Source organism: Acidobacteriota bacterium (assembly GCA_033549365.1).
Taxonomy (GTDB): domain Bacteria; phylum Acidobacteriota; class Aminicenantia; order Aminicenantales; family Saccharicenantaceae; genus JAWSUF01.
Genome location: JAWSUF010000002.1, coordinates 452,182 through 465,494, shown reverse-complemented (window position 1 = coordinate 465,494; position 13,313 = coordinate 452,182). Strand labels below are relative to the sequence as shown.

Here is a 13,313-nt window from a genome sequence, read left to right as displayed (position 1 = left end):
TCAATCGATATTCCATGGTGCGGGGCACGACATGACGAAACTGGCCCGATTCGGCGTTTCTCTCGAGAGGGACCTTCTCGACAAGTTCGACCGTCACATCCGGCGGATGAACTATGCCAACCGGTCCGAGGCTTTCCGCGACCTCATCCGCCGGGAACTCGTGCGGAGAGAGTGGGAGGAAGGAGAGGATGTGGCCGGCGCCGTCACCATCATCTACGACCACCACCGGCGGGAGCTCGTCACAAAACTCATGGACATTCAACACGACTTCCAGAAAAACATCATCTCCACCCAGCACGTCCATCTGGACCACGACAACTGCCTGGAGATCGTCGCCGTCCGCGGAAGACCCGACGATGTCCGCCGGCTGGCCGATAGCTTGTTGTCCGTCAAGGGCGTCAAACACGGCACGCTGAGCATGTCCAGCACCGGCCGGGACATCCCCTGAGTGATCCGGCCGTCACAGCCTTCGGCTTTTAGAAAGCCTTACTCTCGGCCATAAGTGCGATCCAATAAATGAACCGTCCCCGGTTGGGGTGCTCAACAGGAAAACCAATAACACTACGGGTTTGATGACAAGCTGCCGACAGCTTGTCACGCGCCGGGCGGGTAGGCTATAGTAGGAAATGAGGAGAGACGCCCGTGATATCCGCCGCGGAAAAATGGATCGAAGAACAGGCCCGGCTGGCCAAACCGGACCGCATCTATTGGTGCGACGGCAGCGAAGGCGAGGCCTGGCGCCTCCTTGAGATCGGCTGCCATGAGGAACAGCTCAACGCCCAGCCCGTCTTCCGGGAACTCAACCACCGCAAATGGCCCAACGCCTATCTCCACCGCAGCCATCCGACCGACGTCGCCCGGACGGAACATCTGACGTTCATCTGCCACCCCGACCGGGAAACGACCGGCCCCAACAACAACTGGAAAGATCCTGATGAGGCCAAGCGCATGCTTCGCGATCTGAGCGACGGCTGCATGCGCGGACGGACCATGTACGTCCTCCCCTATATGATGGGAAACCCCGAATCGCCCTATGCCAAAGCGTGTCTCCAGATCACCGACTCCACCTATGTCGCCGTCAGCATGCGGATCATGACCCGCCTCGGCCGGGCCGCCTTCGAAAAGTTTCGCAACCGCGACGACTTTATCAAAGGGTTCCACTCCATCGGGGATCTCGATCCCGCCCGCCGCTATATCACGCACTTTCCCGAGGACAGCCTTGTCTGGAGTGTCGGCTCGGGTTACGGCGGCAATGCCCTTCTCGGTAAAAAGTGCATCTCCCTGAGGATCGCCTCCTGGCTCGGTTACAGGCAAGGCTGGCTCGCGGAGCACATGATCATCATCGGGATCGAAGATCCCAAGGGCCGAATCACCTACATCACCGCGGCCCTGCCGAGTGCCTGCGGCAAGACCAATCTGGCCATGATGGAATCCGCTCTCCCCGGTTACAGGATCTGGACTTTGGGCGATGACATCGCCTGGCTCAATATCGGTCCGGACGGAAGGCTTTGGGCCATCAATCCCGAGGCCGGCTATTTCGGCGTCGCGCCCGGAACATCGATGGGCACCAATCCCAACATGATGAGGACGCTGATCGGCGGCCGCTTCAACCCGACCTTGTTTACAAATGTCGGGTTGGACACTTCAAAAAACGAGCCTTGGTGGGAAGGTCTCAGCGCGCAGGCCCCCGACGCCATGCTCGACTGGCAGGGGCGGCCGTGGAGCCAAGATGCCGGCTTGCCCGCCGCCCATCCAAACTCCCGGTTCACCGTCTCCACGATCAACACTCCCACCCTCTCATCGGAATACGACAATCCGCAGGGTGTTCCCATCTCGGCCGTGATCTTCGGTGCCCGGCGGTCGCGGCTCATCCCTCTCGTTGTCGAGAGTTTCGATTGGGGGCACGGTGTCTTCATGGGCGCGCGCATGGGATCGGAAACGACCGCGGCGGCCACAGGGAAGGTCGGCGTCGTCCGGCGAGACCCCATGGCCATGCTGCCGTTCTGCGGCTACAATTTCGGCGACTATCTCCGGCATTGGCTGAACATGGGCCACCGGATGTCCCACCCGCCGAAGATTTTTTCCGTCAACTGGTTCCGGACGGACGAACGCGGCAAATTCATCTGGCCGGGCTTCGGGGAGAATATGCGCGTCCTCAAGTGGATTATCGACCGGGTGAGCGGCGAGGCCGGCGCCCGGGAGACGCCCATCGGTCTCGTGCCCCGTCCCAAGGATCTCGAACTCGGAGGGCTCGACCTGTCCAAGGACCGCCTCGAAGCCTTATTTGATGTCGACATGTCGCAGTGGAGAGACGAAGTCGAGGAAATCCGGAACTTCCTCTCGCCCTACCGCGGCCGCCTGCCCGGCGAAATCCGCGAAAAAACCGAACAGCTCGAACGCCGGATCCCCTGAAGGACGGGCAAGCCCGAAAAGCGGAAGCCGATCAAATTCAGGCTTTCGCGGGGCGCAGGGGGGATCCCGGAGCAAGCCGTCGGAGGGTTGAGCGGGCACGGAACGTCAGATCACGAACCCAACACGGAGTTCGAGGGCCAATCCCTCAACACGAAGAAAGCGGCTGCGGAGGGCCCCGGTCTGTTCGATGCGCAGATTCGAGACATCGCGGCTCCGTCCCAGCCCGTCGACATACATGAATCCCATCAGCCGGTAATTGACGCCGCCGCTCAAAATCAGCACGTCACCGAGCTCGACCACAAGACCCGTTCCGGCCTTCACACCCAGCCCGAAATACGTGGCGTCGCAGACCCTCACATCCCTGAGAACACCGTCCCTGACCGTGATCCAGGGCACGTGAAAACCCAGAAGAACATAGGGCCTGACGGGGAAGTTCCTGATCAGGAAGGCTTTCCCGTCGACATCCAGGGCGTTGAATACGGCCTTGCCGCCGATCCCCCGGAAGTCCGTTCTGTGGATGGATTGCGTGTAGGCGACACTCCACATTCCGGACGGCGTCATGCTGCCGAAGGCCAGCCCGAACCCCTCTTTGGGTGCAAGTTTAGGGATGTTGAAAATCCTCTGCTCGTTGCCGAGAATGAGATTGCCGTCGAATTCCCCTGCAAATGAAGTCTTCTGGGTGACGGCGCTGAAAAAAAAGCGGCCGGGCTCGGCCCGCTCATCCCGGGGAAAAGCATGGAGGGCCAATAGACAGAGGGCCGGGAGAAGGACAGCGGCGATCCGCAGATCGGATCGACCGGTTTTCCGAACTCGTGTTTGGTTCATCGCATTGCTCATTCAATCTCTTCCTAATGTTTAGTATACAGGGGGGGGAAAAAATTGAAAAGACCTCGCCGCTAAGACAAAATCGGGGAAATCGGGTATAGTAGGTCCCCAAAGAAACAGAGAGGTGCCGTCATGGCCTATACCATCAAAGACATCCTCCGGCTGGAAGTCGCGCCGGCTTTGGGTTGCACGGAGCCGGCCGCCGTCGCCCTGGGCGCCGCGGCCGCCGCGGCCCTTCTCCCCGACCGGAATATCGACTCCATCGAACTTGAGCTTGACCCCAACATTTACAAAAACGGTTTGGCCGTGGCCATCCCCGGAGCCCGCGGGGCGGCCGGAATCGATCTGGCCGCCGCCCTCGGCGCCTTCGGCGGAGATCCGTCCCGCCGCCTCCAGGCTCTCGAAACCGTAACTCCCGAAAGCCTGAAACAGGCCGAGACTTTCGTCCGCGAAGGCCGCGTTCATATCAATGTTCTGCGGGACCGCCGATCGCTTTTCGTCAAAACCCGGATTCGCAGCGGAGAGAGAACCGCCGAGTCCGAAATCTCCGATCTTCATGACAACATCGTCTCCCTTTCTCTTGACGGCCGGGTCTTATCGGACCACCCTCTGCTTGCGGCGAAAGCCCGGGAAAAATCCGACGTTCGGGAGGCGGAAGCCTGGCTGGCCGGCTTGACGCTCGAACAACTGGTCGCCCTGCTCGACGGTCTGGACGCGGATGATCTGGCTTTCCTCAAGGAAGGCATCGATTGCAACATGAAACTGGCCGAATACGGCCTGGCCTTCGGCCCAGGGCTCGGCGTGGGATTGACCCTGGAACGGCTCGTTCGAGAGGGCCTCCTCAAAAAAGACATGATCACCGCGGCCAAGATCCTGGCCTCGGCCGCGGCCGACGCCCGGATGTCCGGAGTCGAGCTTCCGGCCATGAGTTCGTCGGGAAGCGGAAACCACGGGCTGACGGCCATCCTTCCGGTGCGGGCGGTCCGGGATTACATCGCCGACGTCGACGAGACGCGGCTTCTCCGGGCCGTAGGGCTGAGTCATGTCATCACGGCCTACATCAAGGCCCACACGGGACGCCTGACCGCCGTCTGCGGGTGCTCCATCGCCGCCGGGGCCGGGGCCACGGCCGGCATTGCTTACCTTATGGGAGGAAACGTCCGCCACATCGCGGGCGCCATCAAGAACGTCGTCGGCGACCTGGCCGGCGTCATTTGCGACGGGGCCAAGGCCGGATGCGCCCTCAAGCTGGCCACCGCGGCCGGAAACGCCGTCCAGTCCGCGCTCTTCTCTCTTCACGGGCTGGATATCAAGGGCACGGACGGCATCGTCGCCCATTCGCCCGAGGACACCATGAAAAACCTGGGCGAACTTTCGACCCAAGGCATGATCGAGGCCGACCGGACCATCCTGGACATCATGATCCGCAAGCGTTTCGACGTCCCGTGAGCAAACCCAGCGGAAACGGCCGACGATGACCGAAAAACTGACACCCCGGAAGCTCAAAACCCTCGTCGGCCGGGAAATCGGACTTACCGAATGGTTCGCCGTCACCCAGGAGAGGATTGACGCCTTCGCCGCCTGCACTGAGGACAGACAGTGGATCCACATCGATGCGGAAAAGGCGGGAAAGAGCCGCCTTGGGGGGACCGTGGCTCACGGCTTCCTCCTTCTGTCTCTTCTTCCCCATTTTCTCGCCCAAACGCCCCTGTTTCAAATGACCTTCCGCATGGCCGTCAACTACGGCTTGAACCGCGTCCGATTCATCACATCGGTCCGCTCCGGCAGTCGTGTCCGGAACCGGGTTGCACTCAAGGGCCTGGAAAAACGCGGCTTTCGCAAATGCCTTCTGACCCTCGAAAACACGCTCGAACTCGAGGGCGGGAAAAAACCGGCCCTGGTCGCGGAACTTCTGGTCCTCATCGTCTTTTGATCAAATGAATTCCCGGACCGGAGTGTATACTCTATATCCGGCCGAAACACGGAGGAGAGAAATGGAAAGGAGATCGAATATGAAAAAGGTCTTTGCGATAGGAGCGGCGGCCTGTCTTCTGTGCGGCATCCCTGTCGCGGCCTCACAGGAGGCCGATCAGGCCGAAACCGGCATCGACATGATCGAGCGGGCCAGGGACATGGTGGGGAATTTTTTCGCCGGTGACGACATCTCCGCCGGGCGACACTTCGACGAGGCCATGAAGAAGGCCGCTCCGCCCGAAATGCTCAAGATGATCCGGGACGGCCTGGCCAAGCAGGTCGGCCCGTTCAAGGAGATGACAAGCACCCGCGTTGAGCGCTCCGGAGGGTACGTCATCGTTTACGTCGCCTGCATGTTCGAAAAGGCGAAGCTCGACGCCCGTGTCGTGTTCAATGCCGAGGGAGAGATCGCCGGTTTGAACTTCGTTCCCCATGTGGAATCGACGGAATACCGGACGCCGTCCTATGCCCGGCCCGAGTCGTTCCGCGAAACCGAAGTCGAGGTCGGAGACGGCGAATGGGCGCTTCCCGGAACCCTGTCCATGCCCCAGGGGACAGGTCCTTTTCCGGCCGTCGTCCTTGTGCACGGATCGGGGCCCAACGACCGTGACGAAACCATCGGCCCCAACCGGCCGTTCAAGGACATCGCCTGGGGCCTGGCCTCGCGGGGCATCGCCGTTCTCCGCTATGACAAGCGGACCAAGGTCCACGGCCAAAAAATCGTCATGAACCCCGACCTGGCCTCCCGCCTCACCGTCTTCGAGGAGACCGTGGAGGACGCCCTGGCCGCGGCCGATCTGTTGCGAAAGACGGACGGCATCGATGCCTCGCGGATCTTCATTCTCGGGCACAGTCTCGGCGGGATGCTCATTCCGAGAATCGCCGCGGCGGACGAGCGGACGGCCGGATTCATCGCCCTGGCCGGACTGACCCGGCCTCTCCCGGAGACCATGCTTCAACAGACACGGTACATTCTCGGTTTGAAGGGAACGCTCTCTGAGGAGGAAAAGAAACACCTGGCCGAGATGGAAGAACAGGTCGCCCGCATCAACGCCCTCGATCCCGTGAAGGACATCCCGGGAGAACGAATCATGGGCGCTTTCCCCGCCTATTGGCTCGACCTCCGCGGTTACGATCCTCCGGCCGAAATCCGCAACGATGCCCGTCCCCTGTTCATTCTCCAGGGCGGCCGCGACTACCAGGTCACAAAGCAGGATTTCGAGAATTGGAAAACCGGCCTGGAGGGACGCCGAAAAACAGCCTTCAAACTCTATCCGAAAGCCAACCATCTGTTCATGGAAGGGGAAGGCCTGATCACTCCCAACGAATACCTCTACGTCGCCGGCCACGTGGCCGAGGCGGTTATCGATGACATCGCCGATTGGATAGCCGGGCGGGTGGACTGAGTCGGATTTCGCTGGAATCCCACATCTTTTCCCTTTATAATTCCGGAGGGAGGTCCCGATGAAAAAACTCATTTTTCTTCCGATCGCGGCTTTGATTCTGGTTCCGGCCTGGCTCATCTCCGGCCGGGACAACACCGTTTCCATCGCCGCCCACGATGCCTTTTTCGATCATTTGGCTGCGTTGTGCGGGCAGGCCTTTGAAGGAAAGGTGACCGTCGGCAATGAAGGCGACCGGGCCTTTTCCGATCACAGGCTGGTCATGCACGTCTGGAAGTGTTCCAAAAACGTCCTGCACATCCCCTTCCATGTCGGGGAAGACCGGTCCCGCACCTGGATCATCACCAAAACAGGTTCCGGTCTGCAGCTCAAGCACGACCATCGCCATGAGGACGGCAGCGACGACGAAACGACGATGTACGGCGGGCACACCGTCGACGCCGGCTGGCCCAACGCCCAGGCCTTTCCGGCCGATCAGTACTCCAAGGAACTTTTCGTCAGGACCGGCATCCCGCAATCCGTCGACAACACCTGGTTTATCTACATCTATCCCGGGAAAACCTATACCTACCGCCTGACCCGCGAGGGCCGGGAATTCCGGGTCGATTTCGATCTGACCAAACCGGTTCCCCCGCCGCCTCTGCCCTGGGGATGGCAGGAAGACTGAAAAGCCTTCAGAAATCGAGCAGACTCATTTCCCGAAGAGCCAGGTAAGCGGCGCCGATCACCCCGGCCGAGTCGCCGAGAACGGCCTTGAGGAGCGGGGGCCGGCGGCCCGGAATCCCGAAGATCCGGGCTTCCATGAGCTCCGGAACACGGTCATACCAGAGGGAAATGTTGGAGACCCCCCCTCCGAGGACGATGGCCTCGAGATCCAGGACATTGACACAGTCGGCGAAAACCTCCGCCATGATCCGGCAGCTTTCCTCGAAAAGCGCCTCGGCTTTCTCATCCCCTTCTTCCCATCGCCGGACGATGTCCCGGGGATCCAAAGCATCTCCGGAGAGTTCACGGAACCGGCGGCTGTGACTCGGGCCCGAAAGATAGGCTTCGGCGCAGCCGGTCCGGCCGCAGCCGCAGGCCCGGCCGCGATAATCGACGGACATATGGCCGATCTCCCCGGCATTACCGCAAGGGCCGCGGTACAATCTGCCGTCGAGAATGAGACCCGACCCCATGCCCGTTCCCAGGATGACGGCCATGATCGATCGATACCGGTCCCGGCATTGGGCATAATATTCGGCCAGGGCCAGGCAGTTGGCGTCGTTCTCGACGACAAGCGGAACACCCATCCGGCTTTTCAACAGGCTGATCAGGCCGGGATTTTCATAAAGCGGCGTATGGGGCGCTCCATACATGATGTCGTCGCCGGGATGATAGGTGCCCGGGGTTCCGATCCCCACCGCTTCATAGGCTTTGCCCTCGGCGACGGCATCGACCATCTTCAGAATATTTGTCACCACCCGGTCTTTTCCGAAATGGGGCTCCGAGGGGATTCTGCGCCGGTCCAAGACCTTCCGGGTCTCATCGACGAGGCAGGCTTCGACCTTGGTTCCTCCGAGGTCGATTCCGACGGCATATCGTGTCATGGATCCCTCCGGGCTATTTGATTCGCTGATCGCACTTGATCGTTTCCACTCTTCGGGTTCGGGGGGATGTTATTTTAGAACAATCTTCAACCCGTCGCAATCCGTTCGGCGGGGCCTTCGTTCGCTGTTGATTCTTTCGCCGATTGCGTAGACAATAGCCCTGCGACATTTACTCAGGGAAAGGATGTCCCATGTCCGGAAATTTTCGCTTCGCAACCTGCGTCCTTCTCGCCCTCCTGGCGGCCAATACCGCCGCGACGGCCGGCCAAACGGGAGAAATCCAGGGCCGCGTCGTCGAAGACGCCGGGCACCCGCTGCCCGGCGTCGAGGTCACCGCTTCAAGTCCGAACCTCCAGGGATCCCGTTCGGTCGTATCCGGCCGGTCCGGCGATTTCCGGCTGCCTCTTCTTCCCGTCGGCGCCTACACGCTGACGTACCGGCTCGAAGGATTCGACACGCTCATCCAAAAGGACGTCATCGTCCGGCTGGGCGCCGTGACCAGCCTGAAAGCCGTTCTGGCTTACTCCGAAACCCGCAAGGACATCGTCGTCACGGCGGCCCCGCCCCTGATCGATAAAACGTCCTCGGACACCAGCTATTCCATCACCCGGCGGGATATCGAACGGCTCCCGGCGCAAAACAGAACGGTCATCGACGCCATCAAGCATGCCCCCGGGGCCATGGGCATCCGCTACAACACGCGGCGCGGCCGGGCGATCGAAGGGCAGCCGAGTTTCCGGGGCGAAGGCGAGGAAGGCAACACCTGGATCATCGACGGGCTGGCCATAAGCGGCGTCCGGCTCCGCAATTCGGGCGTTCCCCTCAACATGGACGCCGTCGAGGAAATCCAGGTCATCTCCGATCCCTTCAGCCCGGAATACGCCTCGGCCTTCGGCGGCATCATCAACATGGTCACCAAAAGCGGCGGCAACGACTGGCGGGGCGACCTGGCCCTCGTCTTCACGGACAAATCCCTCCAGGCCGGACGGCGGGAGCAGTTGTCCGTTTTCAGCGAGCCGGACCGCTTCTCGAACGCCAACATGTACGCCAATGCAGGCGGACCGATCGTTCGGGACAAGCTGTGGCTTTTTCTCTCGAACAACTCCTACACCAACATCGAGGAAACGCGCGACGGAATCTACGACTATCTCTTCATTCCCGAGGGGCGTCTTTCGACAACAACGAACAACCTGTTCTCCAAGCTGACCTTTTCCCCGGCGAGCGGCCACACCGTTTCCCTGACCTCGGCTTTCAACACCACCCTCAGGCATAAAGGCGGAACAGGCGTTCCGGAACTTTTCGACGTCAAAACTTTTTCCGATCTCGTCCTCCGCCTGAACACCAAGAGCATTCTGTCTCCGACGACGTTCGTCGAGGCCGGCCTGGGCCGTGTCCGCCGCAACACCAAGACCGAACCCGAAGACAGAGATCTCGGGCCGGCCCAATACTTTGTCGAAGACCTGGCCCGGAATCTCAACAACTCCTACGGCCGCGTCATCGACAACGAGCGCCGCACCGACGCGAACGTCCGCCTGACACACCATGCGGAGACTGAGACATTCGGCCGCCATGAGCTGAGCCTGGGCCTGGAATATTACGATTTTTCCTCGCGCTTCGCCGTGGATTTCACGGGGCAGGCCCAGGATCTCTTTCCGGGAAACGGCTTCGACGCCGGTACGAAATACTATTTTCTCTCCCGGCGGGAAGGGTTCGTCGTTCCCAGTTTTTTCTATGAGTACGGCCCGGTCGATCTCGTGAACTCAGCCCGCGGATTGGGATTTTTCTTCAAGGACAAGGTTACGGCGGGACGCTTCACGGTGATGGCCGGCGTCCGTTCCCAGACCCAGCTCTGCCGGGATCATAACGGCGAAAAACTCTGGTCATGGGGTTTCAGCGATTTCCTTTCGCCGCGGTTCACCCTGGCCGCCGATCTGACGGGAGACGGCGTCAATGTTCTGAAAATCGGTTGGGGCCGTTTTTCCGACCTTATCACCACGATGCCGCTGGGCATTCTGAATTCGGGCGCCGGGCTGAGTTTCCGCACCTACCGCTGGAAAGGCGGAATGAACCCGACCGACGCCGAACTTCATCATCCGGACAACTGGGTTTTCGAACATGAACAGAGAAGCCAGCCCTTCGAAATCGCCTCCGGCATCCGCCCCAACGTTCTGTCCCGAATTCTCGTGGAGTTCGCCCGCCGTCTCGGCCGGGATTGGGCGGTCAAAGCCCGCTATGTCCGGGCCAAGGCGGACAATCTTCTCGAGGTTCTGGCCGTCTTCGACATTTCCACCGGCTACAAATTCCTCTTCGACAACTTCGAACACAAGAGGCGCGATTACCGGGGCCTTGAACTTGAAGTCACGGGCCGCATCCGCGACCGGTTCTTTCTGAGCGCCTCCTACACGCATGCTCTGGCCCGGGGGACAAATCCCGGACAGATGGAGACGGGCGCCTGGGACCAGGAGGAAGGCAACACCAATTACCTCGGCTTTTTCGGCAACCATCTCTTCGTTCCGCCTCTGCCGGGACTCGAGGAGTTCAGGGACTATGTCGCACGCAACCTCGGCGGACTCGGCGGCCGGGGCATCGGAGACGAGGGCTGGTACGGACGGCTTCCCTATTCCGTCGACCACAACGTCAAGGTCCATGCGGCCTGGGCCGCACCGTTCGGGATCCGGACCTCGGCCGCCTTTGAATTTCTGTCGGGCTATCCCTGGGAAAAACTCGGCTATGTGCCCTTTTTCGGGATCTATATGTCCTTTCCCGAGGGACGGGGAACCCGGACCACACCCGCCCACGCCTATCTGGACCTCGGACTCGAAAAAGCCTTCCGGATCGCCCGGTCGCGGGACGAGGCCGGCCCGGATTTTCACGTCCGGCTCGATCTCCTCAACGTTCTTGACAGCCAGAGACCCCTTTCATTTATCAAACAGGACATCCCGATTTTCGGACAGATCTGGAGCCGCCAGCAACCCCGCCAGGCCCGGTTGACTCTCCGTATGAACTGGTGATTATACCGGGTTCCTGCAGATAGATCCGTCTGGGCCGATGATGTATAATGTTTCACGAGGTGGAGATTATGAGATATTTCGGATATGCGCTTTTGGCCCTGGCCGTTGTTTTTCCGTCCGCCGTGGGCATGTCGGGTCAAAGCCACTCGGCTGTGGAAACCGACCCGGTCTTCATCCGGGTCACGGTCTATCCCACCGCAAGCCTTTCCCGATATGACTACAACAATGACATCGATCTTTATGAAATCCGTCCCTACATCGAGGTCCGGGCGGGATCCGCAAACGGAATCGTGATCAGCGACGCCCAAGTGACCTTCTCCGGAACGGAGCTGGAATTCAAGGACGGCCAATATCTCGCCCGCATTCCCGTGAAACGGGAAGCGCTTCCGAAAAACTTTTCCATCCGGATCGCAGCGCCCGAGCGCCGAATCATAGAAAAAACACTTCCCCTCCCCGGCTGGCTGATTCTCGAATCCCCGCGGCCGGACATCATCGAATCCGGATGGGATCTCGAGGTGCGTTGGATGTCGACCGGGACATGCGGACCGGTCAATCTCCGCGCCTACGATTTCAAAAGCGATCGGTTTCAGTTCAACCTCGACGATGTCGAGGCCGAAATCGTGGTCATTCCCGTGGACACCATCCCGCCATCGACAATCGTCCGCCTCTTTGTCATCACATCATGGATCTCCAAGCGTTTCGTTGACGATCCGGGCGCGGCCCGGGGTTCCGAGATCAACGTCATCCCCTGGTCTCAAGTGTTTTTCCGGACAAAATGACCATAAAACGCGTCTCCTCACGAACGGCGGCGATTGTTGTCCTCTCGGTGTTCTCCGCACTCGCCTCGGCCCATCCCACAGCCGCCGCTCAAACGGCTCTCGAAGGCCCCGACACCCTGCGAAGCATCGCTCCCAATGTCTATCTCGATTGTCCTCCCCGCGTCTGTGACCGCGATTACATCCGGACCGAAATCATGTTCGTCAACTATGTCCGGGACCGCGAGAACGCCGACGTCCATATTCTCATCACGACCCAACAGACGGGAAGCGGCGGCACGGAGTACACGCTGGCCTTCATCGGTCTCAAAAAATACAGGGGGCGGGACGCCACCCTGAAAAGCTTCTCCGGACCGGACGATTCTCCGGATCAAGTGAGGAAAGGGCTCGTCAACACCCTCAAAAAAGGTCTGGTCCCCTATCTCTACGACACGCCGCTCTCGGAGTTCATCTCCGTGTCCTATGCCCGGACGGAAACCGCAAAAACCGACCAGGTCATCGACCCCTGGAATTACTGGACCTTCAGCACCGGGTTGCGCGGCAACTACGATAAAGAGGACCTCTATCGCCGATACTCCTACAACATCTCACTTTCGGCCAACCGGACGACCGAAGCCTCCAAATTCAGTCTGTGGGCCAACGGCAACTTCAACGACCGCCGCTACATCGTGGAGGACGACGAAGAAATCATCAGCCGGACCGCCCGCAAGACCCTGTTTTCACGATATGTCAAAAGCCTCGGGCCGCATTGGTCGGCGGGCCTGTCTTCTCATTTCTATTCATCGACGTTCGACAACGCCGATCTCTACAGCAGCCTGGGCCCGGCGATCGAGTTCAATGTTTTTCCCTACGACCAATCCACCCGGCGGGAACTCCGCATTCAATACCGGATCAGTCTGGCCCATCGAAAGTACATCGAAGAAACCGTTTTCGAAAAGTTGCAGGAAACCCTTCTCAGCCAGAGCTTGAGCGTGATCTTCGAGCTCAAGGAACCGTGGGGCGGTATCGGCCTCCAGCTGGAGGGCTCGAACTTCTTTCACGACTTCGGTAAGAACAACCTTAAGATTGAAACCGGGATTTCGGCCCGCGTCTTCAAAGGCTTTTCCTTTTCGGTCGATGCCGAGTATTCGCGGGTCCGCGACCAGCTGTCCCTGCCGAGAGCGGGAGCCTCGCGCGAAGATATTCTCCTGGAATTGAAGCGTCTGGCGACAAACTACCAGCTGCAGTTGCGGATGGGGCTGAATTTCCGTTTCGGGTCCATCTTCAGCAACGTCGTCAATCCCCGCTTCGGCAACATGTAGGATTCCGGCCGGGGCCGGCGTC

The 13,313-nt window shown here is 60.1% G+C and carries 11 protein-coding genes; 9 read left to right on the top strand and 2 right to left on the bottom strand.

Annotation, left to right across the window (positions count from 1 at the left end; translation table 11 throughout):
- Positions 1-31: 31 nt before the first annotated feature.
- A complete protein-coding gene (nikR, locus tag SCM96_04855) occupies positions 32-448 on the top strand; it encodes a nickel-responsive transcriptional regulator NikR (protein ID MDW7759952.1) in 417 nt (138 codons plus the stop codon).
- 194 nt (positions 449-642) lie between these two features.
- Positions 643-2,412: a phosphoenolpyruvate carboxykinase (GTP) gene (locus SCM96_04850; protein MDW7759951.1), complete on the top strand. Its 1,770-nt coding sequence runs from the start codon at positions 643-645 to the stop codon at positions 2,410-2,412.
- A gap of 105 nt (positions 2,413-2,517) precedes the next feature.
- Here the strand turns inward: SCM96_04850 and SCM96_04845 are convergent, their stop codons facing one another.
- Positions 2,518-3,237 (bottom strand): hypothetical protein, encoded by a 720-nt coding sequence (locus tag SCM96_04845; protein MDW7759950.1) that lies wholly within the window; start codon positions 3,235-3,237, stop codon positions 2,518-2,520.
- A gap of 132 nt (positions 3,238-3,369) precedes the next feature.
- Between SCM96_04845 and SCM96_04840 the strand changes: the two genes are divergently transcribed.
- The 4 genes from SCM96_04840 (at position 3,370) to SCM96_04825 (ending at position 7,281) form a co-directional block, all read left to right on the top strand.
- Entirely contained in the window at positions 3,370-4,686 is a 1,317-nt protein-coding gene (locus SCM96_04840; GenBank protein ID MDW7759949.1) for an L-serine ammonia-lyase, iron-sulfur-dependent, subunit alpha, read from the top strand.
- Positions 4,687-4,711: 25 nt separating this feature from the next.
- Positions 4,712-5,170 carry a MaoC family dehydratase gene (locus SCM96_04835; GenBank protein MDW7759948.1) on the top strand — a complete coding sequence of 153 codons (459 nt, stop codon included), beginning with the start codon at positions 4,712-4,714 and terminating at the stop codon, positions 5,168-5,170.
- 79 nt (positions 5,171-5,249) lie between these two features.
- Positions 5,250-6,617, top strand: coding sequence for an alpha/beta fold hydrolase (locus SCM96_04830; protein MDW7759947.1), 1,368 nt, complete (start codon positions 5,250-5,252; stop codon positions 6,615-6,617).
- A 58-nt stretch (positions 6,618-6,675) separates the two neighbouring features.
- On the top strand, positions 6,676-7,281 hold the full coding sequence (locus SCM96_04825; protein ID MDW7759946.1) for a hypothetical protein: 606 nt from the start codon (positions 6,676-6,678) through the stop codon (positions 7,279-7,281).
- A 7-nt stretch (positions 7,282-7,288) separates the two neighbouring features.
- Here the strand turns inward: SCM96_04825 and SCM96_04820 are convergent, their stop codons facing one another.
- A complete protein-coding gene (locus SCM96_04820) occupies positions 7,289-8,203 on the bottom strand; it encodes an ROK family protein (protein ID MDW7759945.1) in 915 nt (304 codons plus the stop codon).
- Positions 8,204-8,394: 191 nt separating this feature from the next.
- Here SCM96_04820 and SCM96_04815 point away from each other — a divergent pair, with 191 nt between their 5' ends.
- The 3 genes from SCM96_04815 (at position 8,395) to SCM96_04805 (ending at position 13,291) form a co-directional block, all read left to right on the top strand.
- Complete coding sequence (locus tag SCM96_04815; protein MDW7759944.1) at positions 8,395-11,214, top strand: carboxypeptidase regulatory-like domain-containing protein; 2,820 nt, start codon at positions 8,395-8,397, stop codon at positions 11,212-11,214.
- A gap of 68 nt (positions 11,215-11,282) precedes the next feature.
- A complete protein-coding gene (locus SCM96_04810; protein ID MDW7759943.1) occupies positions 11,283-11,993 on the top strand; it encodes a hypothetical protein in 711 nt (236 codons plus the stop codon).
- On the top strand, positions 11,990-13,291 hold the full coding sequence (locus tag SCM96_04805) for a hypothetical protein (protein ID MDW7759942.1): 1,302 nt from the start codon (positions 11,990-11,992) through the stop codon (positions 13,289-13,291). Before SCM96_04810 ends, SCM96_04805 begins: the two co-directional genes overlap by 4 nt.
- The last annotated feature ends 22 nt before the right edge of the window (positions 13,292-13,313 follow it).

Coding starts and splice junctions, on each gene's coding strand:
- nikR (MDW7759952.1), top strand. CDS start 32: ATGACGAAACTGGCCCGATTCGGCGTTTCTCTCGAGAGGGACCTTCTC.
- SCM96_04845 (MDW7759950.1), bottom strand. CDS start 3,237: ATGAACCAAACACGAGTTCGGAAAACCGGTCGATCCGATCTGCGGATC.
- SCM96_04840 (MDW7759949.1), top strand. CDS start 3,370: ATGGCCTATACCATCAAAGACATCCTCCGGCTGGAAGTCGCGCCGGCT.
- SCM96_04835 (MDW7759948.1), top strand. CDS start 4,712: ATGACCGAAAAACTGACACCCCGGAAGCTCAAAACCCTCGTCGGCCGG.
- SCM96_04830 (MDW7759947.1), top strand. CDS start 5,250: ATGAAAAAGGTCTTTGCGATAGGAGCGGCGGCCTGTCTTCTGTGCGGC.
- SCM96_04825 (MDW7759946.1), top strand. CDS start 6,676: ATGAAAAAACTCATTTTTCTTCCGATCGCGGCTTTGATTCTGGTTCCG.
- SCM96_04820 (MDW7759945.1), bottom strand. CDS start 8,203: ATGACACGATATGCCGTCGGAATCGACCTCGGAGGAACCAAGGTCGAA.
- SCM96_04815 (MDW7759944.1), top strand. CDS start 8,395: ATGTCCGGAAATTTTCGCTTCGCAACCTGCGTCCTTCTCGCCCTCCTG.
- SCM96_04810 (MDW7759943.1), top strand. CDS start 11,283: ATGAGATATTTCGGATATGCGCTTTTGGCCCTGGCCGTTGTTTTTCCG.
- SCM96_04805 (MDW7759942.1), top strand. CDS start 11,990: ATGACCATAAAACGCGTCTCCTCACGAACGGCGGCGATTGTTGTCCTC.